This window comes from Diaphorobacter ruginosibacter, from assembly GCF_014395975.1.
In the GTDB taxonomy this organism is placed as follows: Bacteria; Pseudomonadota; Gammaproteobacteria; order Burkholderiales; family Burkholderiaceae_C; genus Diaphorobacter_A; species Diaphorobacter_A ruginosibacter.
The window spans coordinates 3944216-3963864 of the sequence record NZ_CP060714.1; the positions used below are offsets into that span (position 1 = coordinate 3944216).

Here is a 19649-nt window from a genome sequence, read left to right on the forward strand (position 1 = left end):
AAGCTCTCACAAGACACAAGCACCGGAGACACGCGCCATGGCATCCAATCCCCATATTTCCGTCGCTGTGGACAACACCACCAAGCAGCCACCACAGCGCCCCCATCTGAATGCCCTGCTCGAGCAGGCGCGTGCCAAGGGAGCCATTCCGGTCGCCGTCGCCTATCCCTGTGACGCGGGCAGCCTGCAGGCCGCCATGCAGGCCGCCGACGCCGGCCTCATCAAGCCATTGCTCGTCGGCCCGAAGGAACGCATCGAAGCAGCAGCCGCACAGGCAGGCCTCGATCTCTCCCGTGCCGAAATCCACCACACCGCGGACGACGCCCGCACGGCCGCTGCTGCTGCCGCAGCCCTCTGCAGGGACGGCGCTGCCAGGGCGCTCATGAAGGGCAGCCTGCACAGCGACGAACTGCTGGGCGCCGCGGTTGCCAAGGAAGCCGGCCTGCGCGGCGGCCGCCGCGCCAGCCACGTCTTCGTGATGGACATGCCCGGCATGGAGCGTCCGCTGCTCATGACCGACTGCGTGGTGAACATCTTCCCCGACCTGATGGCCAAGCGCGACATCGCCCAGAACGCCATCGAACTCGCCAAGGCCATCGGCATCGAAACGCCCCGCGTGGCGGTGCTCTCCGCCGTGGAGACCGTGAACCCCGCGATTCCCGGCACGATCGACGCAGCCGCCCTCGCCAAGATGGCCGACCGCGGCCAGATCACCGGCGGTATCGTCGACGGCCCTCTCGCGTACGACAACGCGATCTCGCTGCGCTCCGCCCAGAACAAGGGCATCGCCTCCGAAGTCGCCGGCCGCCCCGATGTGCTGCTGGTCCCCAGCCTCGAAGCGGGCAACATGATCTACAAGCAGCTGGTCTACATGGCCGATGCGGAATGTGCCGGCCTGGTACTGGGCATGCGCGTGCCGATCGTCCTGACGAGCCGCTCGGACTCCGTCGAGGCACGCATCGCCTCCTGCGCACTGGCTGTGCTGGCAAGCTGATCGTCGTCAGAATCTCAAGTTGCTTTCGAAGTCGACGCTGCAAGGGTCTTGTAGTTGCCGGAGTGCTGCGAGGTGCTCCGGCATTTTTTTTGTTGGCAAGGTTTGCTTGCTTGTTTGAGGGCGGAACCAGAAGCAGAAGCAGAATCCGAACCCGCCCCAACAGACAGGCAAATCAAACAGCGATCCCCGCCCCCGTAACCGCCGCCGAAGCATCGGAAACCAAGAACCCGATCACCTGCGCAATCTTCTCCGGCGAAGTCCACTGCGAGAAATCCGCATCCGGCATGTCCTTGCGATTCTGCGGCGTATCGATGATGCTCGGCAGAATGGAGTTGACCCGTACATCGGACTTCTTGAACTCCGCCGAGAACGACTCCGTCATCCGGATCACCGCGCTCTTGGAAGCACAATAGGCCGCCATGTTCGCCGCCCCGGACAATGCCGACTGCGCCCCGATGTTCACGATGCTGCCCGCGCCCTGCGCCAGCATGACCGGCGCCACGCAGTGCACCATCTTGAACACGGCAGCCGCGTTCAGCGCCATCAGGTGCTCGTATTGCTGGACGGCGTTCTCGGCAACCGAAGAGCCCATGCTGAACCCACCCGCGATGTTGCACAGCGCATCGATGCGCCCCCAGCGCTGGCGCACCTGATCGACCGCGTTCTGGCAGTTGGCCAGATCGGTGACGTCCGCCGCCACGGGCAGCAGCCTGGCGTTGGTCGCATCTCCAAAGCGCAGGCGCAGGTGCTCCATGTTGCGTTCGAGCACGGCCACCTGGAAGCCCTGTTCGAGAAGCTGGTGCACGGTTGCGTAGCCGAGGGATCCGCCTGCGCCGGTGACGATGGCGGTCTTGATGTCGCTTGCCATGAAAAGAGGACCTTTCGCGTGTGTACTGATGAAGAGCTGCCCCGACGTCGAGAACGACATGCGGCGGGCAGCGATGACGATGCCGGAATCATCGCACCAGTTTCCCGCCAGTCCATCGAGATTTTCCACACTGCGCAGCGGGCGATGAAGACCCGCCGGAGCCCCAGTCACACAGGCATCGGCATCAGGCTGCCAGTGCCGACTCCAGCTGCCGCGTGATCTGCGCGCGATCGTCCGGACTCATGCAGCCGATGAACACCAGCACCGACTCCTGGTCCGGCGCGCTCAGCGTCACCGCAGGCATGCGCGCCACCCGCACGCGGCCGCCGACCACATGGAACTCCTGCGCATCCGCCTCCCCTTGCACATGCACGATGCCCTTGGCCCGCAGCAGCCCGCCGGGCATGTTGCGCAGCACCTGCTTGAGCCGCTGCTTGTGAAAGCCCGTCGCTGAGCGAAATGAGAAGCTTCCGATCGCCTCGTGCAGCGGTGCGCCACCGGCCATGCTCTGCCAGCGGCCGCTCCCGCGCGGGCCGCGCAACCATGCCGGCGCTGACCGGCCGGAATGATCGGCCTCGTCGAGAAACACCGACATCGGGATCGCACCCTGCAGCGCACGAAACACCGCCGCGCGCGGTGCAAGGCCGCGCAATGCCTGCAGCGCGTGCTGCACGTCCGGCGCCTGTGCCAGATCGCACTTGGTGAGCACCAGCGCGGTGGCCGCACCGATCTGCTGGCGCACCATGTCACCGACCAGCGGGTGCTCCAGGTGGGCCTGCAGCTGCGGCACGTCGACCGCCACCACCACCGCATTCAGGCGGAACGCGGCATCGAGCATTCCCACCTGCGCGATGCGCATCGGGTCGGACACGCCGCTCGCCTCGATCACGAGCAGATCGGGACGCTCCTCGCGGTCGGACACCTCCGCCAGCGCCTGCACCAGCCTGTCGCCGATCGAGCAGCACACGCAGCCATTCTCGAGCTGGATCACATCGTCGCTGCGCGTTCGGATCAACGCCGCATCGATGTTGATTTCGCCGAAGTCGTTGACCAGCACCGCGATGCGCAGGCCGGCGGCATTGCCCAGCAGGCGGTTGAGCAGCGTCGTCTTTCCCGCCCCCAGGTACCCGCCCACCACGACCATCGGAATCGGCGTACGCGCGGACTGCATGACCGGGACGGGTTCCATCACGGCTGCGGCGCCGGGAACACCTTGCCGCCCAGCACCGTGCCCCACACGCGTACGTCCTTGAGGGATTCTGCGGGCACGGCGGAGGGGTCATCCTCGAGCACGGCGAAGTCCGCCAGCTTGCCTGCCTCGATGCTTCCGATCAGTCGCTCCAGCTTCAGCGTCCTGGCGGCGCCCATGGTGACGGCCTCGAGCGCATCCGCCACGCTGAGGCGCTCCGCCTCGCCGAGGATCCTGCCCGATGCGGTGGCCCGATGCGCCGCGCACCATGCGGTGAACAGCGGGTTGAGCGGCGTGATCGGGGCGTCGGAGTGCAGCGAGAACGTGAGCCCCAAGTCACGCGCCGTCTTCGCCGGATTCATGCGCTGCGCCCAGGACAACCCCACGGTCTGCGCGACATGCGCATCGCCCCAGTAATACAGGTGGTTGGAGAAGAAGTTGATGCACATGCCCAGCCTGGCCGCGCGCTCGAGCTGCGCGCGATCGGCCAGCTGGCAATGCTGCAGCGTGTGGCGATGGTCTTCACGCGGGTGCGCCTGAAGCATCTGCTCGATCACATCGAGCACCACCTCGGTGGCCTCATCCCCATTGGTATGGATATGCAGCTGCAAACCCGCCGCATGAAACGGCGTGAACAGTTCCAGCAACTGCGACGGAGGAATCAGCCACAGCCCGTTCGGCTGCCCACCGGCGTATCCGGGCGAGCGCAACCGCGCCGTGAAGCCCTGGATCGATCCATCGACGATGAACTTCACCGGGCCGAAGCGCAGCTTGTCGGTCTGCGCTGCAGCGGCCTCGAGCACGCGGGCGGCACCACCCTGCGGATTGCGCTGCGGCGCAAAGGCAGGAACGACGCGCATCGGGTAGTCGGCGTCGGCAGTGACCTCGTGCAGGGTTGCAAGACCCTTCTCCGAAAGATCGCTCACCAGGTCGGTGGCGGTCGTCACGCCCGCGAGCTGCGCCACGCGGCCGAATTTCCAGATGGCCTGGCTCTGCTCCGCCGCTGCGAGCGACATGGACTGGCCCAGCAGCTTCTGCACCGGGAACATGGCGGCGAACTCCTGCAGCTCTCCCGTGGGCTGACCATCCGCGTCCTTGTGCACGCCGTCGATATCGGTGTCCTCGTCGATGCCTGCGAGAACCAGCATGGCGGAGTTCACGTTCATCAGGTGCACGCTCGCATGCATGATGACGATGGGCCGCGTGGCCGAGACCGTATCGAGCTCGTTGACCGACAGGCGCTCCGTGCCGAACAGGATCGGGTCGAACCCCCAGCCCAGCAGCGGCGCGTCCGGATCCGCGAGCCTGTCCTGCGCCTCCTTCAGGCGCGCCAGCACGGCGTCGAGCGTGCGCAGGCCCGTCCACAGGCGCCCGTCGGGATCGCGCCGGTCGAAATAGCCCAGGTAGACCGCGTCCCACATCGCGCCCTCCATCAGGTGGCAGTGCGCCTCGATGAGCCCGGGCATCAGCACCTTGTCGCGCAGGGAGTCCACCTGCACGGCATCGGGCCATGCCGCCATGTCGGCCGCGCCGCCCACGGCCAGGATCCTCCCGTTCTGCACCGCCACATGCGTGGCGTCGGGTTGTGCGGGGTTCATCGTGAGAACCCTGCGTGCGGTGAACACCTGCACCTTTGCCTGTGCCCCGGGGTGGTTGTCGACTGCTGTCATTTCCATTGTCATTGCGGTTACCGTTGTGCTTGCCGTTGATCCCGTTCAGCGCGCGACTTCCACGCGAGCCACCGGACGCGGCATCAGCAGGTGGACACCCAGCATCACCAGCAGATTCGCGGCCAGGCTGATGAGGCCCAGGTTGAACCCGCCAAAGTCCGGCTGCACCAGGTACATGGTGATCGCCGACACCTGGCCCACCAGGATGCCCAGCGCCACGGCCGCGGGTCGTACGCCCAGGCGGAACAGGATCACCACCACCCCCGGGAAGAACTGCGTGACGCCGTAGTACGCCGTGTTGATCAGCGTGAGCATCAGGTTCGGCGTGAACAGTGTCATCACGATCGACAGCAGCAGGTAGCCCACGATCACGATCTTGGATGCGAACTTCTGCTTCTGCTCGGGCATCGACGGGATCAGGTTGCGCGTGACGATCGGCCCGATGGCAAGGCAGATGCCGGCCAGGACGAGCAGGCCCGACAGCGCCGCACCGGCGGCCACGAGTCCCAGCAGCCACCCCGGGAGCAGGCGGATCGCCGCCGCGAAGAAGGCTTCGTTGGGCGAGGCGAGCTGCAGGTTCTGGCTGATCGCATAGTACGAGGCCAGCACCAGGAACGGATACATCAGCATGTACAGCGGCATCACGATCTGCGTGCGGCGGATGGTGTTGGCGCTCTTGGCCGTGAAGAAGTTCTGGATCGCGAACGGCATCATGTAGAAGCCCATCGCCTGGAAGAAGATGGTGCTCATCGAGAAGCGCAGCTCGGTCGTGTTCATGTGGTTGCTCACCTTGGCGCTTGCCGCCAGGAACACGTCGGCCACGCCGGCGTGCATGGCCACCGCGGTGCCCGTGACGATGATCGCCACCAGCATCACCACGTCCTTGAGGATGGCGATGTACGAGGTGGCGCGAACGCCAGAGATGGCGATATAGGTGAAGGCCAGCGCCGCCGAGATCAGCACCAGGTGCAGCGGCGTGAAGTTCCAGCCCAGGCCCTTGAGTGCGGCGACCAGTCCCGTGAATTGCAACTGCCCCCACGGCAGGAGGAACAGGATGGCCGAGCCTGCGACGATCAGCTCCAGGGCGCGGCTGCGGTAGTGGCCCTTGAACAGGTCGGGCAGCGTGATCGCGTTGTGGCGCGCACCGGCCTCCCAGATCTTCGGCCCGAGGAAATATCCCAACGGATAGGCCAGCAGGATGTAGCCGAGGAACCAGACCCCGTACGTCGGCCCCTTGGCATAGATGCCGCCCGGAAAGCCCACCATCGTGCCGATGCTGTAGACCTCGCCGGCCGCCAGGAAGAACACCAGCCACGCGCCGAACTGGCGCGACGCCACGAAGAAGTCATGCACGCTCTGTGATTCGCCACCGCCCTTGCGCGAGCGGATGGCCAGGTACAGCGAGTAGAGGATGAAGCCCACGAAAACGATCGATGCCATCATGTCCTTCTCCCTGTCTCAATGCTGCTCGGCGGCCGCATCTGCGTCCGGCCCGTCGCGATCGAAAAGAATCCAGCACAGGTACATGCAGGCCGAAGTCAGCACGAACCAGATGAAGATCCACATGTAGATGAATGGAACGCCAAGGACGAACATGTCCACCGACGCCACCCACGGAAGCAGCCCGATCACCGCCATGTACGGTATCCCGAGCCCGATCAGAACCTTGAGCATTGCTTGTCTCCTGTCGCTTTGAAATACATGCGGTCACGCGTTTCGAGCCTCGCGCCGCCTTTGAAATCAATGGTAGAAACTTCGTTCATATAATTCAAATGCAATTTTTTGGAAGAAAGCATGAGGCAAACTCATGGATTCACAGAAACTGAGGCATCTGCTCGCCATCGTCGAGCACGGCACCTTCTCCGATGCCGCCCGCGCGGTGCATCTCACGCAGCCTGCGCTCAGCCGGAGCATCCGCGCGCTGGAAGATGAACTGAAGGTGCAGCTCTTCGACCGCGGCGCACGGCGTGCGCGCCTGACGGTCTTCGGCGAGCTGGTGGCGGAGCGCGCGCGGCGCATGCGACTCGAGATGACGCAGCTGCAGCGAGACATGGAACTGCTGCGCGGCGCGGAAGAAGGACAGCTCAACGTGGGCTTTGCACCAGGGCCCGCAGCGCTGCTGCTCACCCCGTTCCTGATCCACATGGCACAGCGCCACCCTCGCATCAAGGTACGCACGGAGATGACATCAACCACGGCCCTGCTGGAGAGCCTGAACGCCGAAGACATCGACGCCATCGTCGGCGACGGCTACATCCTGCGCAGCGCGGGCGGCGTGGACATCGAGCCGCTCGGCGACCTGGAGGCCGGCATGGTCTGCCGCGCGGGCCACCCGATATTGAAGAACCGGCGCATCGACTTCGATACGCTGCGCCAATATCCCCTGGCGACGACAACCCTCAGCACGGCCATCACCCGCCGCCTGGTCGACCTGTGGGGCCCCGAGGCAGAGCAGGACAAACTCTTCACCCTGCACTGCAACGACCTGGAGACCCTGCGCAAGGTCACCCTGGCCAGCGACACGTTGCTGTTCGGCATCCTCGCCCTCACCAAGGAAGAAAGAGCGCGCGGCGAGATGGTGGAGGTGGCGCTGCCGGTCGATCCGGGGCGCTATGGCCACTACGGCATCGCGCGCATCACGGGCAGAACGCTCTCGCCCGCACTCCAGCTGCTGTACGCGTTCACCCGCACACGCTGGCGTGAAATGCAGGAGGAGCCGCCGGGCCCGGCGAGCAGGCCGCAATGAACAGTCACCCTGTGGATACGGCCGCACGCCTCACCCGTGCAGCAGGGGCCATGGTCATCTTGCGGAATAGGGGAAATAGGTTGTTCAATACACCGCCCCGGCTCCCATCTTGATGTCCTCGGGAAAAGCGAGCGCCGTGCTTGCCATCACGCGGATGGCTTCGGCCTGCATCTCCAGGGAAAGACTCGGCGCACCGGGATGCCGCGCGGCAATCTGCGGCAGGTAGGGCACGTGGATGAAGCCGCCGCGCAGGTCCGGGCGCTCGGTGGCAATGTAGTGCGCGAGAACGTAGAAGATGGCGTTGCAGTTGTAGGTTCCCGCCGTCTGCGAAACCGACGCCGGGATGCCTGCGGTGCGCAACGCGCGCAGCATCGCCTTGATGGGCAGCGTGGAGAAATACGCGGCAGGACCGCCGGCAATCACCGGCTCGTCGATGGGCTGGTTGCCCGCGTTGTCGGGAATGCGCGCATCCACCATATTGATGGCGACGCGTTCGATGGAGATATCGGGCCGCCCGCTGGCCTGCCCCAGGCAGAGCACCACTTGTGGCTGCGTCTCCTCGATGGCCTCGATGAGTGCCTGCCGCACCGCTCCGATCACGCAGGGCAGCTGGCGCGCCACGAGCGAGGCATCGCCGATGCGCTCACCATGGACCCGCCTGGCGGCCTCCCACGAGGGATTGATGGTTTCGCCCTCGAAGGGCTCGATGCCGGTGACCAGGATGTTCTGCATGGTGGACTGGAAATTTTCGCGATGAAGCGCTGCATGGTAGGCATGCGAACCATCATCCGGGAAATGGATAATGTGTATTCATGGAATTCATGAAATGAATCTGTCTGCCGTCGACCTGAACCTGCTCGTCGTCTTCGACGCGCTCCACGCCACACGCAACGTCACGGCCGCGGCGCAGCGCCTGCATCGTGCGCAACCGTCCGTGAGCAACGCACTTTCGCGCCTGCGTTCGCTGTTCGGCGATGAGCTGTTCGTGCGCAGCGTGGGCGGCATGCAGCCCACGGAGCTCGCGCGCGACCTCGCACCGCTCGTCACACAGGTGCTGGAGCAGGTGCGCCATGCGCTGACGCTCGGCGTGCCATTCGACCCGGCGACGGCCGGCGACCGATGCATGACCATCGCCGCCAGCGACTATGCCGACATCGTTCTCGTGCCGCACTTGCTGGCCCTCATGCGCCGACAGGCACCCGGCGTCGATCTGCGCGTGGTGGCGCTGGAGCGCGGCGCCATCTACCACCAGCTCGACGATGGCGAGGTCGATGTCGCCATCGGCGGCCACCTCCAACCGCCCAAGCGCATGCTGCAGGAATTGCTGTTCAGCGAAGAATTTGTCTGCATCGCCGATCGCTCCAACCCACGGCTCGCTGGCAAGCGCATGACGCTCAAGCGTTACCTGGAACTGCCGCACGCGCTCTTCGTTCCCAGCAATGACGGCTCCCGCAGAGGCGTCGTCGATTCCCGGCTCGACGGATTGGGCACGGGCCTGCGCCGACGCGTGGCCGCCACCTTCGCGCATGTGGTGGCGCTGCCCTTTGCGGTGCGCGGCACCGACCTCGTCGCCACCATGGCCGAAAAGGTCGCAAGGCAGTTCCCGATGGAGCAGCTGGGCATCTGGCCGCTGCCGAAGGAGCTGGGCCCCCTGCGCTTCGATGTGGACATGGTCTACAGCCCGCGCACCCGCAACGAAGCCGCGGCGATCTGGCTCCGGGATTGCCTGCGCGAAGCATCGGAAGGCCTTCGGCGGGCTTGAGCTGCCGTCATGGGGTCATCCGCCGAGTGCCAAATACAGAGGATGGACATCGGCTCTGTAAGCAAAAGCCTGACGATGGGCTAGCTGCGGCCAGAAAGCAAAAAAGCCACCCTTTCAGGTAGCTTCTTCGTTTGAATTCAATGATTTACATGCAATCATTGGCGGAGAGGGTGGGATTCGAACCCACGGTAGCATTGCTGCTACGCCTGATTTCGAGTCAGGTACATTCGACCACTCTGCCACCTCTCCGCGACTCGAAGCTGAGATTATAGCATTGAATTTTTGGTGTTTTGGCAAACTTGGATATTTTCCCGTACAGCACCGTTCTGTCGAGACGTGCCGCGGCACGCGCATACAAAGTTGAGGATGACTTTCACATGAGCATGTTCACATGGCTTCGGAAACTGATCAGCAGCACCCCTGCCGCCACGGGTCCACAGTCACCTTCTCCCGATGTGTCGCTGGCGAATGGCGAGCATTGGCGGGCCTTATGCACGGCTGCCGGGAGGGCGCTGGTTCCGGATGATGCGGACGCGCTATGGAGCGAAGTGGAACAGGCGCTCAACGAGCCTGAGCACTACTTCAGCCGCTTTGCCGATGATCTTGCCCAGCGGGGCATCGAAAGTCCAGACGCTGTATCTCCCTGGTTGGCGCTGGTCGATGGCTTGCAGCGCCGGGAGCAGGTCCATGAAATGGATTGGAAGCTGGACATGGGGGAGCTGATCTGGGGTCTTCAGCAACTTCAATTCTCGCGGCAACGTGAGATTTCGCTGGATGCACTCGCAGGCAGCAAAGCCATGGGTCATGATGCGTTGACGGAGGCCGGGGCCCATCTCCGCTCACAGGGCGTTGCGCTGGTCACATTCGATATCGACAGCGACAGCTACCCGCTGAGCCTGTTGGCGCAGGAGGACACGGAGCCTCTTGAGGAACTGGCAAAACGCGTGGGACGGAAGTTGATTGCACTTTAGAACAACAACGTCAAACCGCCCACAGACTTGAGAAGTGCCTGGCCCCATTGACTAAGTTTGCGCAGAAGTGCAAATTCATTTCCTGAGCCTGATGAGCCGCGAAGTCAGAATCCAGCATCGTGGCTTCGCACCTAAAGAACCGAAGACTCAGGAAAAGAGGATCAGATGAATTTCGAAGCCGCCCGGCAATTGGTCGCTTCCGTCACCCATTGGCATCACCGCTTCGAGATCTATCCGGAAGTCATCACTCCCGGTTCCTACGACCCTGGGTTCCTGCTGGACGAGATCGGGTTTCCCGCTGATCTGACAGGTCAGCGCGTGTTGGACATCGGCCCTTCCGATGGATTCTTTTCGCTGGCCGCCCAGAAGCTCGGAGCCCATGTCGTGGCCGTCGACTACCGGGCCAAGGATGCCCACGGGTTCGGTGCCATGGAGCGGATCACGGGCCGCTCGTTCGAGTACCACTGCGCGAACATTTTCGACCTGGATGCATCGAAACTCGGAACCTTCGACCATGTACTCTTTCTCGGTGTGCTATACCACCTGCCTGACATGATGAAGGCCCTTGCAATCGTCCGCTCGCTGCGCCATGGAGCGATGTACATCGAAAGCAATGCTGCGAACGAACTGCCCCAGCACATTGCGCTCGCCCGTTATTACGAGCAGGACACCCTGGCTGGCGACATCACCAACTTCTGGTCTCCCAACGCTGCCTGCATTCGCGACATGGCGAAGGATTGCGCCTTCGACCTCGTCACAGACAAGACGTGGGGAGACCGCTACTTTGGTCGCTATACCGTGAACAACGATCCTGCACGCAGACGCAAGATGCAACTCGGCTACGGGCTTTTAGCGTAGGCCCAGCCGTATTTCGTACCCAAGGCCGATAAGCAGTGACAGCTCGCAGATGGCTATGCGATCAAGAATGCGGGTAAAACAGACATGTTGGAAGGTAGAAATGGAAAACGGTCCACATGGGACCGTCTTTCATGAATTCTTATCAACGAGAACGCAGAAGCACAGATTTCGATGAATTCGATCGAACCCCTGTGGCCGGTCAGCTCTCCCTGACGCGGCGCCCCCCCACTGCGGCGAATCCAGCCAAGATCATCGACAGCAAGACCAGCGCCCATTGCCCCAATGTGGGCACGGGCGTCACTGCCATCGCGCCGGCTGTTGCCACCGTACCGCTGAAAACCTGCGAGACGGGAGCACCCGAAGCTTTGACCAGCGCCACCGTCTGCGGCACTGCACTGCTGTCGGTCACGGTCACCAGGCTGGTGTAGTCCCCCGCATTGGTCGGCGTGCCGCTGAGCACGCCGTCCGCCGACAGGCTCAGCCCCGCAGGCAGCGGCTGGCTGCTGTCCGTCGCTGCCCATGTGTAGGGCGGAATGCCACCTGACGCGGCCAGTGTCAGGCTGTAGTGCTTGCCTGCCTGCAAGGTGCCAAGATCCGTCGTGGTCACCGCAAGATCTGGAGGCGCAATGAAAAACGTCTGCTGCACCCGCGGGGCAGCGATGTAACTGGCATTGCCTGCCTGATCGGCATGGACGGTGCAGGTCCCTGTACTGGTAAAGCTCACTAAATGGCCCGAGATGGAGCAATGGCTCGCGCTGGCGGCATCTACGGCAAAGGTAACCTCATTGTCGGAGCCACCTCCTGTGGCCCCCACCGTATAACTACCGCCCGTGCGCGCATCGGTAGGCACCTCCGAAGTAAACACAATCGATTGCAGACCCATACACCGTACATCCACATTGCCGACATTCGCCTGCATATCACTGCCGGCAGGGTTGCTCACTTCACAGACCTGCCCAACCGGCTGCCGGGCAATGGCTACGCTATAGCTGCCGCCCCATTCCAGGCTGGAGAGAAACTCGTAGGGGCCGTTGCCCGTGATATCGAGGCTCTCATTCTCTGCTGTTTGCAATTGCAATTGCAACCCACTGCCTGTCAAGCCGCTCACCTGCCCTCCGACCGACAGACTGGTCATTCCATGGACGACCATGACGACATGCATGTTCGGGAAGCCGAGACTCCCGACAGTGACAATGTCCACGACACCGCAATTAGGCGCACGGATATAGGACGGGGCACCTGCAGGGTTGATAGGAGCCGTGTTGTTGGAGCCGATGAAGAACTTGTAGCCCGCTGCCTGCCCGTTGGGTGTAAATACCTCGACCACTAGATCGTGGCTGTTGCCATCAAGCACGGCAGTGATGGGGACGCTCAAGATGGTCTTGCTTTGGTTCGCAACGGAGACTTCGGCCATGCCAATCGGTGTGCCAAGGTTGGCCACATTCAAGCTGGCCTCGTTGGGAATGGAATACAGCCTGACGACAACGGGTTGCGGGCCACCGCTCGCCTGCTCGATGCCTATGTCCACGCTGCTCACCGCCACACGAGCCATTCCAATGCTGCCGCTCAGATCAAACCGGCGGTAATAGCTGTTGTCGGTGTGCTTCCCTTCCGAGTTGCACGAGATTGAATTGGCGGTCTGGATCTCCAACGAACCGCTTTGTGTCAACGACCACATCGGATCCGGGCTGGACAGTGTGCCCAACGGCCCCGCCACAGCCCTGGCGGGCTTGGCCGCCGGATGCCCTACTTCCACCGGATGGGGATTGACTGAGAGCCGAGGAGTGGCCAAAGCCGCCGGTACGACGAGTACCAAAGTCAGCAACGCCAATGCTCGGCGCAACCTGCCTATCCAGGTCTGGCCCCCCACCTGCCTATGGCTGGCGCCATGGCTCAAGAACGGGACTAAAAGTTGGGGTTCACGGATGCCGTGCACTGATGTATCTCCCATCGGTTCTTCCTCCCGGCATCGTCAAACAGTTACATGCCAGATCGTCCGGTACGCTAGCCCTGGCACATTGACGCCACCGGCGGTATATTCAGACACCAAACATTACACACATTAACAATCTGTTTGACAATACCGTGAATTGGGTAATTTCGCGGATAGCGTGCTCCGTCCCTTCGTCAGAACGCGGCGCAGGTCTCTTCTGGCAAAACCGGCCAAGGCCATTGACAGCAAGATCAGCGCCCACTGCCCCAGTGTGGGCACGGGCGTCACTGCCATCGCGCCGGCCGTTGCCACCGTACCGCTGAACACCTGCGAGACGGGAGCACCCGAGGCTTTGACCAGCGCCACCGTCTGCGGCACGGCACTGCTGTCAGTCACGGTCACCAGGCTGGTGTAGTTCCCCGCGGTGGTCGGTGTGCCACTGAGCACGCCGTCCGTCGACAGGCCCAGCCCCGCAGGCAGTGGCTTGCCGGGGTCCGTTGCCGTCCATGTGTACGGGGGCACGCCACCCGATGCAGTCAACGCCAGGTTGTAGGCCTTGCCCGCCTGGAGGCTGCCGAGGCTGGTCGTCGCGATAAGCAACTCCGGCGCCGTGATCGTCAACACCCCTGCTACATGCGTAATGGCGTAGTTGTTGCTGACTGCGCCACTGGCCACAATGGAATAGGTTCCTGCAGGTGATGAAGAAGTCGCCGCTGTGGTGAACACTGGCTGCGCCATCAAGAATGCTGTCGTCTCGCCATTGACGAAGCCACTGTAAGTACCCGTCAGCGCTGGAATGGGTGAGCCTTCGGGGATACTCACGTTCGTCGCAGCGATGGTCAATGGAGCAGGTGCAATAGAAAGCGACAACGGGGTGATTGTGGTGGTCCCGCCGTTCGCATCCGTTGCCTGAACGTTGATGGCATAAGTGCCAGCAGCCAGACTGGGAAGGGTTGTCACCACGCCTGAATGACTTAACGAAACACCAGGCACCGGACTTTCAAGACTGTAGCTGATGGCGCCCTGGCCTCCGCTGGTCAGGGTGGCCAGTGATTGGTTGTATGTCGCACCATAAGTTCCCGCCGCCAGATTGTCTGTGAGCGCAAATGCGACGAAATTGGCTTGAGGATTTTTTGCTGAAGAAACGTTGTCGAGCTGGCATGTGTTGCCGACACCGGCGCAATCACCAGACCAATGGGAAAACGAATAGCCTGAAACAGAAGTGGCCGTGCACGTGGCGCTTCCCCCAAACGGAACCGGGTTCTGCGAGCATGTCACTGCTCCCGTGGAAATGGGTGAGACGCTCAAAATCAACGGATACCCCACAGTTGCAGAGCAGCTTGCAGTGCTACCGCCCCCCGTCCCGCTGCAGGTCCAGCCATAGGTACTTGCCGAGGTGTTGATCACCGAAGCAACACCCGCACTACAAAGCTGCCCCGTGGGAGCACTTGCAAACACGCCGCCTGAAGCCGTTCCACACGCACCATTCACTGTCGCGTTGCCGATGAAGACGGTTTGGACTGGTGCGATGTCTTTTTCCATGACCATCGGAAACATCGGATCCATCATTTGAGTGGTCATTATGGCCGTGCCACTTGCCTGCCCAAACTCGTAGTTCTGAGAAACAAGCGGGTTGGTAACACCGCTCACCACCACTTCCACTTCCGTGCCACCGGAGACTGAAACGCCTCCGCCGATGCTGGTATTCACAGCAAACCCAACCGTATTGCCACTTCCATAGGAACCACGGCAGATGGCCGTTCCGCCCATGGGGACAGGGTTCAGTGTGATGCTGGCAATCCTGTCACATGCCCCCGTCGCCACATCAAACCCCGGGGGAAAGTTCACATAGAACAAGGCTTCATCCGCATTGACATCTTGTTCGAGTGTGTAGGTGAACGTGTAATTGGTGGCGGCACCTGGCGCGGCATCGTCTGGTACAACGCTGACATGAGACAGCGCTCCTGCCGCCGCGGTTTGCAACATGAAAGTCAATGCGGCAATAAGTGCGCTCAAGCAAAAGCGCAACGCGCGAGACCATGACCGGGCCTTGGCTATCTCGCACGCCATTCTTGCCTTAAAAAGTAAGGTGCGGCACATTGAGTCAATCTCCCCATTTCATTTTTTGAAATTTCAGCCAACGCGGAACTAGCTTATTCCTACCTCGCCTGGAACCATGCGCCGAACAGTTCGTACCTGAAGGCAGAGAACTGTCTGTGCATGCCCAGGAGGCACCGGATTCGGCTGAACACATGCGGCCCCGATCAGCGCCCCCGGACGCGGCGTACCCCCACTGCAGCGCATCCCGCCAAGACCATCGACAGCAACGCCAGCGCCCACTGCCTCAATGTGGGGACAGGCGTCACGGTCACCGCACCGACAGCTGCCACCGTGCCGCTGAAAACCTGCGAGACGGTAACGGCCGCAGCCTTGGCCTGCGTGACACCCACGCGCTGGGTGGCGACCTGCGGTGCTGCACTGCTGTCGGTCACGGTCACCAGGCTGGTGTAGTCCCCTGCGGTGGACGGTGTGCCGCTGAGCACACCATCCGCCGACAGGCTCAGCCCCGCAGGCAAGGGCTTACCGCCGTCCGTTGCCGTCCATGTATAAGGCGGCACGCCGCCCGATGCGGTCAGCGCCAGTCGGTAAGCCTTGCCCACCTCAAGGCTGCCGAGGCTGGTTGTTGTGATCGCCAAACGGGGAAGCACGATGGTGAATGTCTGCTGCACCCGCGCGGCAGGGGCGTAGCTCGCATTGCCCGCCTGATCGGCGTTGATGGTGCAGGTTCCCGCACCCACGAAATTCACCACGTTGTCCGCCATGGTGCAAGTCCCCTCCACCGTGAAAACAACCGGGTTGCCCGATGCCCCGCCCTTGGCCGCCACGGTGTAGCGTCCGCCCACCACAGCCTCTGCCGGTGGCGAGGTGGTGAAGGTGATGATCTGACCGGCCAGCGTGCCCTGGTTGACGGTGACATCCAGCGTGGCGGTGATGCTGCTGTCGCCTTGACTGGTCACCGTGAGCGTGCGGGTGCCCAGCCCCGAGAACGTGGCGGCGAAGGCCACGCTGCCATCGGTTTGCCGGATGACGCCGGGCATCGTGTCGGCGGGATGGCTGCTGGTGATGAGCCATTGGGTGGTGTCATCGATGTGCTCGCCCACAGGATCCACCACATTCAGCCGCAACGGCACGGGTGCATTGGCCTCCATCGTGAGGACCGTACTGCCAGGCGGCGTGTCCACCGTGGCAGGCCCGCTGAGCATGGGAACGGGCAAGGGCAGGTTTTCAAACTCGATGACGGTGCGCAGGTTGTGGCCCGGCATGCTGACAATGCCCTGATAGCGACCCACGCTGCGGTTGGCTCGCGCATTTTTGAGTTGATAGCCCATGGACTCCTTTGAATCTGGAGGGTCTTGATCCGCCGGATTGGGATCCGTCGCCATCACCGCGCTGGCACCCGCCGTGGGCACAATGATGTTGATGGGCGTGATGTAGGGTCGGGATATTTTCTTCCAGCGTGCCCATGGACTGATCTTGAGCGTGGGGGCGTCCTGGCGTACGAAGAGTTGCCCGAGGCGTGCGCGCACCGACGAGACGGAGACGTCGTAGCTCAGAGAATAGCGGCTGTCGTGCTGGTCAAACATCGCCTGGACGCTGAACAATGACTGCTCCGGTTCCGACTCGTCCACGAGGACGGTGACAAGTCGTGGCCCATGCGCGGTGCGCGTGTTGTTGTCGCTGTCCATCGACAGCGGCTGCTGCAGGTTGGTGGTCCCCGCGTAGGCAATGTTCGGCGCACTGGCATCGCGGACAAAGGCATTCGCCAGACTGTCCAGATAGGGCTTGCTGGTGTCGAGCAATAGCTGCTGGTTGGGCACATCACGGTCCAGTGCAAGGACGGCCATCCGATCCTGCGGCGGCGGCTCACTCCAGCCGTCGTTCCAGGAACGCACCGGGTTGGTCTGATCGATCGAGGCTCGGTGGAAAAAGCTGACCTCTGGCGAGATGCCTGAAGCGTCCTGTACCGGCGTGTTCACGAAAAGAATGAGCGACTGCTTGCCCTTCACGGGGCCCGCAAAGATGAGCGAATTGCGCAAAGAATCTCCACCCAGGTTCAGCGTTGAGCCGTCAACGAGCGCATAGGCCCGATTTCCTGGGGCTCCGCTCATCGACAGGTTTTCGTCCTGACTGAAATTTTGCGAGGCGACCGCCGGATCGGTGGAAGATTGGCGCACGCTGGTGGTGCTGGTGGCGCGCTGGGTATATCCCGCCGCGTCGGTGAGCGAAATCAGCAACTGCGGTTGGTGCATCACATGTGCCGCACCCACCTCCTGCTCCTTGCTTGCAAACTCAAAACTGCTGTACTCGGCATCAGGTGTCGGTGTAGATGCAGGTGTGGCAGCGCCGGGACAGGCACCAGGAATAGCGCTCACGGTGAACATCGATTCGACGTTCTTGTCCATTCGGTCCTTGACCAGTGAGGTGACATCGAAGCTGTAGAAGCCTCGCTCGGTGATGCAAAGGGGCTCCGCAGGATGGTCTGCGTCGGTAGCGGCCCCACCGGAAGCGCCTCCTCCAGCTGTGTTTTGCACCACCTGGTCACAGCCGGCGGGCTCCTCATCCTCGCGCGCAAAGCAGTCTGCACCCACCTTGTGGGCGCTGGCAATCTTCAGGTAGCCGGGCGTCGTCACTTTGTCCACATACAGCACCAGGCGCGCGCTGGCCACCTTGCTGCTGTTCAAGGTATAGCTTTCCGGCGTCACGCTGGCCTCATTCTTGGTACTGTCGACCAGCAACTTGAACATGGAGCCGCCGGGCAACGTCGCGTAGCTGAACTTGAGCTGCGTGCTGGCGTCGCGATTCACCAGCAACCGGGATTCGCGCGGAGCGTAGTGGGAGTTGGAGTTGGAAGCGGTGCGATAGGCATCCGCCACCAGGGGGGTCTCGATCCACGACGGCTTGACGGCGTTGCCGCACGCCTGCAACAGGACCACGCCGGCCATCATCGCCAGCCAATGCACGATACGGCGCACGGTGTCCGCGCCGTCTGGAGGGGTTGTTTTCATGGAGTCCATGCCGATCCTCCTGCGCCATATAGAGGAGAAATTTTCAAGATGACGAGCCGCCCGGCCAAACGTGAAACCGACGCACAACTCGCCACCCGGCATTACACCCGTTAACAGTTGGCCTGCCCATCCCGTAAATTGGTGAATTTCCGCCGCGACTGCAGCATCGCCACGGGACTCACGCCAGCGCAAGCCATAGGCTCCCTGCGAGCCAGCATCCCGAGCGGCGATGCCGGGCCCGGGCTACACCGGCACGTTCGGAGCCAGGGGCAGGACCATGCGCGCCATGATGCGCTTCAGTGCATCGTCGGTGTGGGTACTCAAGCCTGTATGGACAGGCGACATTTGAATCACGCTGCTGCGCTTGGCGGTCAGCCAATGAAAGCGTGCGCGCATCGGCAACTGCGCGATCGGGCCGCCGGCGGGGTGCCCCGCGCAAATCGCCACGATGCTCCCGAGATGGCGGTGAATCATGTCCAGGTCCACGTCAGGATCGAGCGCCAGCAGGCGCGCCTCGGGAAGCGCGATGGCAGCCTGCAGGTAGCCGGACTTCTGGCAGGAGAGGATGACGCCCGCGTTCACAAACTCCTCTCGCTCCACGCGCGGCACCACGCGCACGATGGCGTAGTCGTACAGGTCATACCCGTCCATTGATGACTCCTTGCAACCAGCGGCTGCGATCATTCAACCGGGCCAGAAAATAATTCACATAGGCGGCGCGATGCGCCTCGGGATCGGCCAGCGCCGCGCTCTGCAGGTCCTGCGCGGCCTGTTGCAGAAAGCAGTCCGGTACGGTCTGCAGGATGGCCGTCAGCACGGGCAATGTCAGGCGTGAAGCCATGCCCGCATCGACCCGGGCCAGCTGCGTTGCACGGTGCAGCAGCACATGTTCCAGGCTGGGGGCAAAAGGCTTGCCGGGATCCGCGACATGCCCGTCCCATGCATGGTGAAATGTCAAGGTAGCGCCATGGTCAATCAGCCAGGGGGCTCGCATCCACATCAGCATGTTGGTGTTGCGTGCCGTTCTGTCGACATTGCTGACCAGCGTATCGAACCACACGGTGCGCGAGGCAAACTCCTCGCTCACGCTGTCCACTGCAGGGTCGAAGTTCACCGAGCCAGGCAGGTAGTCCAACCCCACGTTCACGCCTTCGCTGGCGCGGATCAGATCCTGAATTTCCGGATCCGGCTCGGTCTGCGCCAACCGGGCGGACAGGCTTGCCAGAACCAGCTCCGGAACGGGCAATTCCAATGCGCGTGCAATGCCGCCGGAGATCAACTCCGCCATCAAAGCCCGCACACCCTGGCCTGCCCCACGAAACTTGAGCACGTACATGCCCCAATCGTCCGCCTCCACGATGGCGGGCATGGAGCCGCCTTCGCGTAACGGCGTCACATAACGCTCAACCACCACGGTGCGTAGTGCATTGGTGCTCAAGTCGGTCATGGGCGCTGGAGGTTGACGCGGGATCTCGAATATCGACATGTTGATTCCCTTTGCTGCCATAGCCGTACGCCCTTGCCTGTTCCGGAGCACCTCCGAAAGCCGCAGGGCGCACTCAATGCCTCGCATTATGAAAGCGGCTCGATGG

Annotated in this window: 16 protein-coding genes and 1 tRNA gene; 5 read left to right on the forward strand and 12 right to left on the reverse strand. The window is 62.6% G+C overall.

Annotated elements, in window-relative coordinates:
* Nucleotides 1-37 precede the first annotated feature (37 nt).
* Nucleotides 38-994 carry a bifunctional enoyl-CoA hydratase/phosphate acetyltransferase gene (locus tag H9K76_RS17920; RefSeq protein ID WP_187596671.1) on the forward strand — a complete coding sequence of 319 codons (957 nt, stop codon included), beginning with the start codon at nucleotides 38-40 and terminating at the stop codon, nucleotides 992-994.
* 172 nt (nucleotides 995-1166) lie between these two features.
* Here the strand turns inward: H9K76_RS17920 and H9K76_RS17925 are convergent, their stop codons facing one another.
* The 5 genes from H9K76_RS17925 to H9K76_RS17945 form a co-directional block, all read right to left on the reverse strand.
* On the reverse strand, nucleotides 1167-1862 hold the full coding sequence (locus H9K76_RS17925; RefSeq protein WP_187596672.1) for an SDR family NAD(P)-dependent oxidoreductase: 696 nt from the start codon (nucleotides 1860-1862) through the stop codon (nucleotides 1167-1169).
* Between the two features lie 184 nt (nucleotides 1863-2046).
* The gene (locus H9K76_RS17930) at nucleotides 2047-3033 is read right to left on the reverse strand and encodes a CobW family GTP-binding protein (protein ID WP_246475113.1); all 987 of its coding nucleotides are present in this window, start codon (nucleotides 3031-3033) and stop codon (nucleotides 2047-2049) included.
* 17 nt (nucleotides 3034-3050) lie between these two features.
* On the reverse strand, nucleotides 3051-4721 hold the full coding sequence (locus H9K76_RS17935; protein ID WP_187596673.1) for an amidohydrolase: 1671 nt from the start codon (nucleotides 4719-4721) through the stop codon (nucleotides 3051-3053).
* 45 nt (nucleotides 4722-4766) lie between these two features.
* Nucleotides 4767-6161, reverse strand: a complete 1395-nt coding sequence (locus H9K76_RS17940) for a sodium:solute symporter family protein (RefSeq protein ID WP_187600715.1) — start codon at nucleotides 6159-6161, stop codon at nucleotides 4767-4769.
* Nucleotides 6162-6179: 18 nt separating this feature from the next.
* A complete protein-coding gene (locus H9K76_RS17945; protein WP_187596674.1) occupies nucleotides 6180-6395 on the reverse strand; it encodes a DUF3311 domain-containing protein in 216 nt (71 codons plus the stop codon).
* Between the two features lie 133 nt (nucleotides 6396-6528).
* Between H9K76_RS17945 and H9K76_RS17950 the strand changes: the two genes are divergently transcribed.
* Nucleotides 6529-7467 (forward strand): LysR family transcriptional regulator, encoded by a 939-nt coding sequence (locus H9K76_RS17950; RefSeq protein ID WP_187596675.1) that lies wholly within the window; start codon nucleotides 6529-6531, stop codon nucleotides 7465-7467.
* An 84-nt stretch (nucleotides 7468-7551) separates the two neighbouring features.
* On the opposite strand, the gene pcp is transcribed toward H9K76_RS17950, so the two are convergent.
* A complete protein-coding gene (pcp, locus tag H9K76_RS17955; protein ID WP_187596676.1) occupies nucleotides 7552-8199 on the reverse strand; it encodes a pyroglutamyl-peptidase I in 648 nt (215 codons plus the stop codon).
* 94 nt (nucleotides 8200-8293) lie between these two features.
* On the opposite strand from pcp, the gene H9K76_RS17960 reads away from it, so the two are divergent.
* Nucleotides 8294-9229 carry a LysR family transcriptional regulator gene (locus tag H9K76_RS17960; protein WP_187596677.1) on the forward strand — a complete coding sequence of 312 codons (936 nt, stop codon included), beginning with the start codon at nucleotides 8294-8296 and terminating at the stop codon, nucleotides 9227-9229.
* 159 nt (nucleotides 9230-9388) lie between these two features.
* Here H9K76_RS17960 and H9K76_RS17965 read toward each other — a convergent pair.
* Nucleotides 9389-9478 (reverse strand) — tRNA-Ser (locus H9K76_RS17965).
* 128 nt (nucleotides 9479-9606) lie between these two features.
* On the opposite strand from H9K76_RS17965, the gene H9K76_RS17970 reads away from it, so the two are divergent.
* On the forward strand, nucleotides 9607-10200 hold the full coding sequence (locus H9K76_RS17970; RefSeq protein WP_187596678.1) for a DUF6630 family protein: 594 nt from the start codon (nucleotides 9607-9609) through the stop codon (nucleotides 10198-10200).
* Nucleotides 10201-10365: 165 nt separating this feature from the next.
* The gene (locus tag H9K76_RS17975; protein ID WP_187596679.1) at nucleotides 10366-11058 is read left to right on the forward strand and encodes a class I SAM-dependent methyltransferase; all 693 of its coding nucleotides are present in this window, start codon (nucleotides 10366-10368) and stop codon (nucleotides 11056-11058) included.
* A 199-nt stretch (nucleotides 11059-11257) separates the two neighbouring features.
* Here the strand turns inward: H9K76_RS17975 and H9K76_RS17980 are convergent, their stop codons facing one another.
* The 5 genes from H9K76_RS17980 to H9K76_RS18000 form a co-directional block, all read right to left on the reverse strand.
* On the reverse strand, nucleotides 11258-12763 hold the full coding sequence (locus H9K76_RS17980) for an IPTL-CTERM sorting domain-containing protein (RefSeq protein ID WP_187596680.1): 1506 nt from the start codon (nucleotides 12761-12763) through the stop codon (nucleotides 11258-11260).
* Between the two features lie 357 nt (nucleotides 12764-13120).
* The gene (locus H9K76_RS17985; RefSeq protein WP_187596681.1) at nucleotides 13121-15007 is read right to left on the reverse strand and encodes an IPTL-CTERM sorting domain-containing protein; all 1887 of its coding nucleotides are present in this window, start codon (nucleotides 15005-15007) and stop codon (nucleotides 13121-13123) included.
* A gap of 248 nt (nucleotides 15008-15255) precedes the next feature.
* A complete protein-coding gene (locus H9K76_RS17990; protein WP_187596682.1) occupies nucleotides 15256-18066 on the reverse strand; it encodes a putative Ig domain-containing protein in 2811 nt (936 codons plus the stop codon).
* A gap of 234 nt (nucleotides 18067-18300) precedes the next feature.
* Nucleotides 18301-18708: a DUF3037 domain-containing protein gene (locus H9K76_RS17995; protein WP_187596683.1), complete on the reverse strand. Its 408-nt coding sequence runs from the start codon at nucleotides 18706-18708 to the stop codon at nucleotides 18301-18303.
* The gene (locus H9K76_RS18000; protein WP_187596684.1) at nucleotides 18695-19504 is read right to left on the reverse strand and encodes a HipA family kinase; all 810 of its coding nucleotides are present in this window, start codon (nucleotides 19502-19504) and stop codon (nucleotides 18695-18697) included. The genes H9K76_RS17995 and H9K76_RS18000 overlap by 14 nt, the downstream gene beginning before the upstream one ends.
* Nucleotides 19505-19649 lie beyond the last annotated feature (145 nt).

What these genes read in the sequence shown, in the direction of transcription:
- H9K76_RS17920 (WP_187596671.1), top strand. Translation starts at nt 38, where the DNA reads ATGGCATCCAATCCCCATATTTCCGTCGCTGTGGACAACACCACCAAG.
- H9K76_RS17925 (WP_187596672.1), bottom strand. Translation starts at nt 1,862, where the DNA reads ATGGCAAGCGACATCAAGACCGCCATCGTCACCGGCGCAGGCGGATCC.
- H9K76_RS17930 (WP_246475113.1), bottom strand. Translation starts at nt 3,033, where the DNA reads ATGCAGTCCGCGCGTACGCCGATTCCGATGGTCGTGGTGGGCGGGTAC.
- H9K76_RS17935 (WP_187596673.1), bottom strand. Translation starts at nt 4,721, where the DNA reads ATGACAGCAGTCGACAACCACCCCGGGGCACAGGCAAAGGTGCAGGTG.
- H9K76_RS17940 (WP_187600715.1), bottom strand. Translation starts at nt 6,161, where the DNA reads ATGGCATCGATCGTTTTCGTGGGCTTCATCCTCTACTCGCTGTACCTG.
- H9K76_RS17945 (WP_187596674.1), bottom strand. Translation starts at nt 6,395, where the DNA reads ATGCTCAAGGTTCTGATCGGGCTCGGGATACCGTACATGGCGGTGATC.
- H9K76_RS17950 (WP_187596675.1), top strand. Translation starts at nt 6,529, where the DNA reads ATGGATTCACAGAAACTGAGGCATCTGCTCGCCATCGTCGAGCACGGC.
- pcp (WP_187596676.1), bottom strand. Translation starts at nt 8,199, where the DNA reads ATGCAGAACATCCTGGTCACCGGCATCGAGCCCTTCGAGGGCGAAACC.
- H9K76_RS17960 (WP_187596677.1), top strand. Translation starts at nt 8,294, where the DNA reads ATGAATCTGTCTGCCGTCGACCTGAACCTGCTCGTCGTCTTCGACGCG.
- H9K76_RS17970 (WP_187596678.1), top strand. Translation starts at nt 9,607, where the DNA reads ATGAGCATGTTCACATGGCTTCGGAAACTGATCAGCAGCACCCCTGCC.
- H9K76_RS17975 (WP_187596679.1), top strand. Translation starts at nt 10,366, where the DNA reads ATGAATTTCGAAGCCGCCCGGCAATTGGTCGCTTCCGTCACCCATTGG.
- H9K76_RS17990 (WP_187596682.1), bottom strand. Translation starts at nt 18,066, where the DNA reads ATGGACTCCATGAAAACAACCCCTCCAGACGGCGCGGACACCGTGCGC.
- H9K76_RS17995 (WP_187596683.1), bottom strand. Translation starts at nt 18,708, where the DNA reads ATGGACGGGTATGACCTGTACGACTACGCCATCGTGCGCGTGGTGCCG.
- H9K76_RS18000 (WP_187596684.1), bottom strand. Translation starts at nt 19,504, where the DNA reads ATGACCGACTTGAGCACCAATGCACTACGCACCGTGGTGGTTGAGCGT.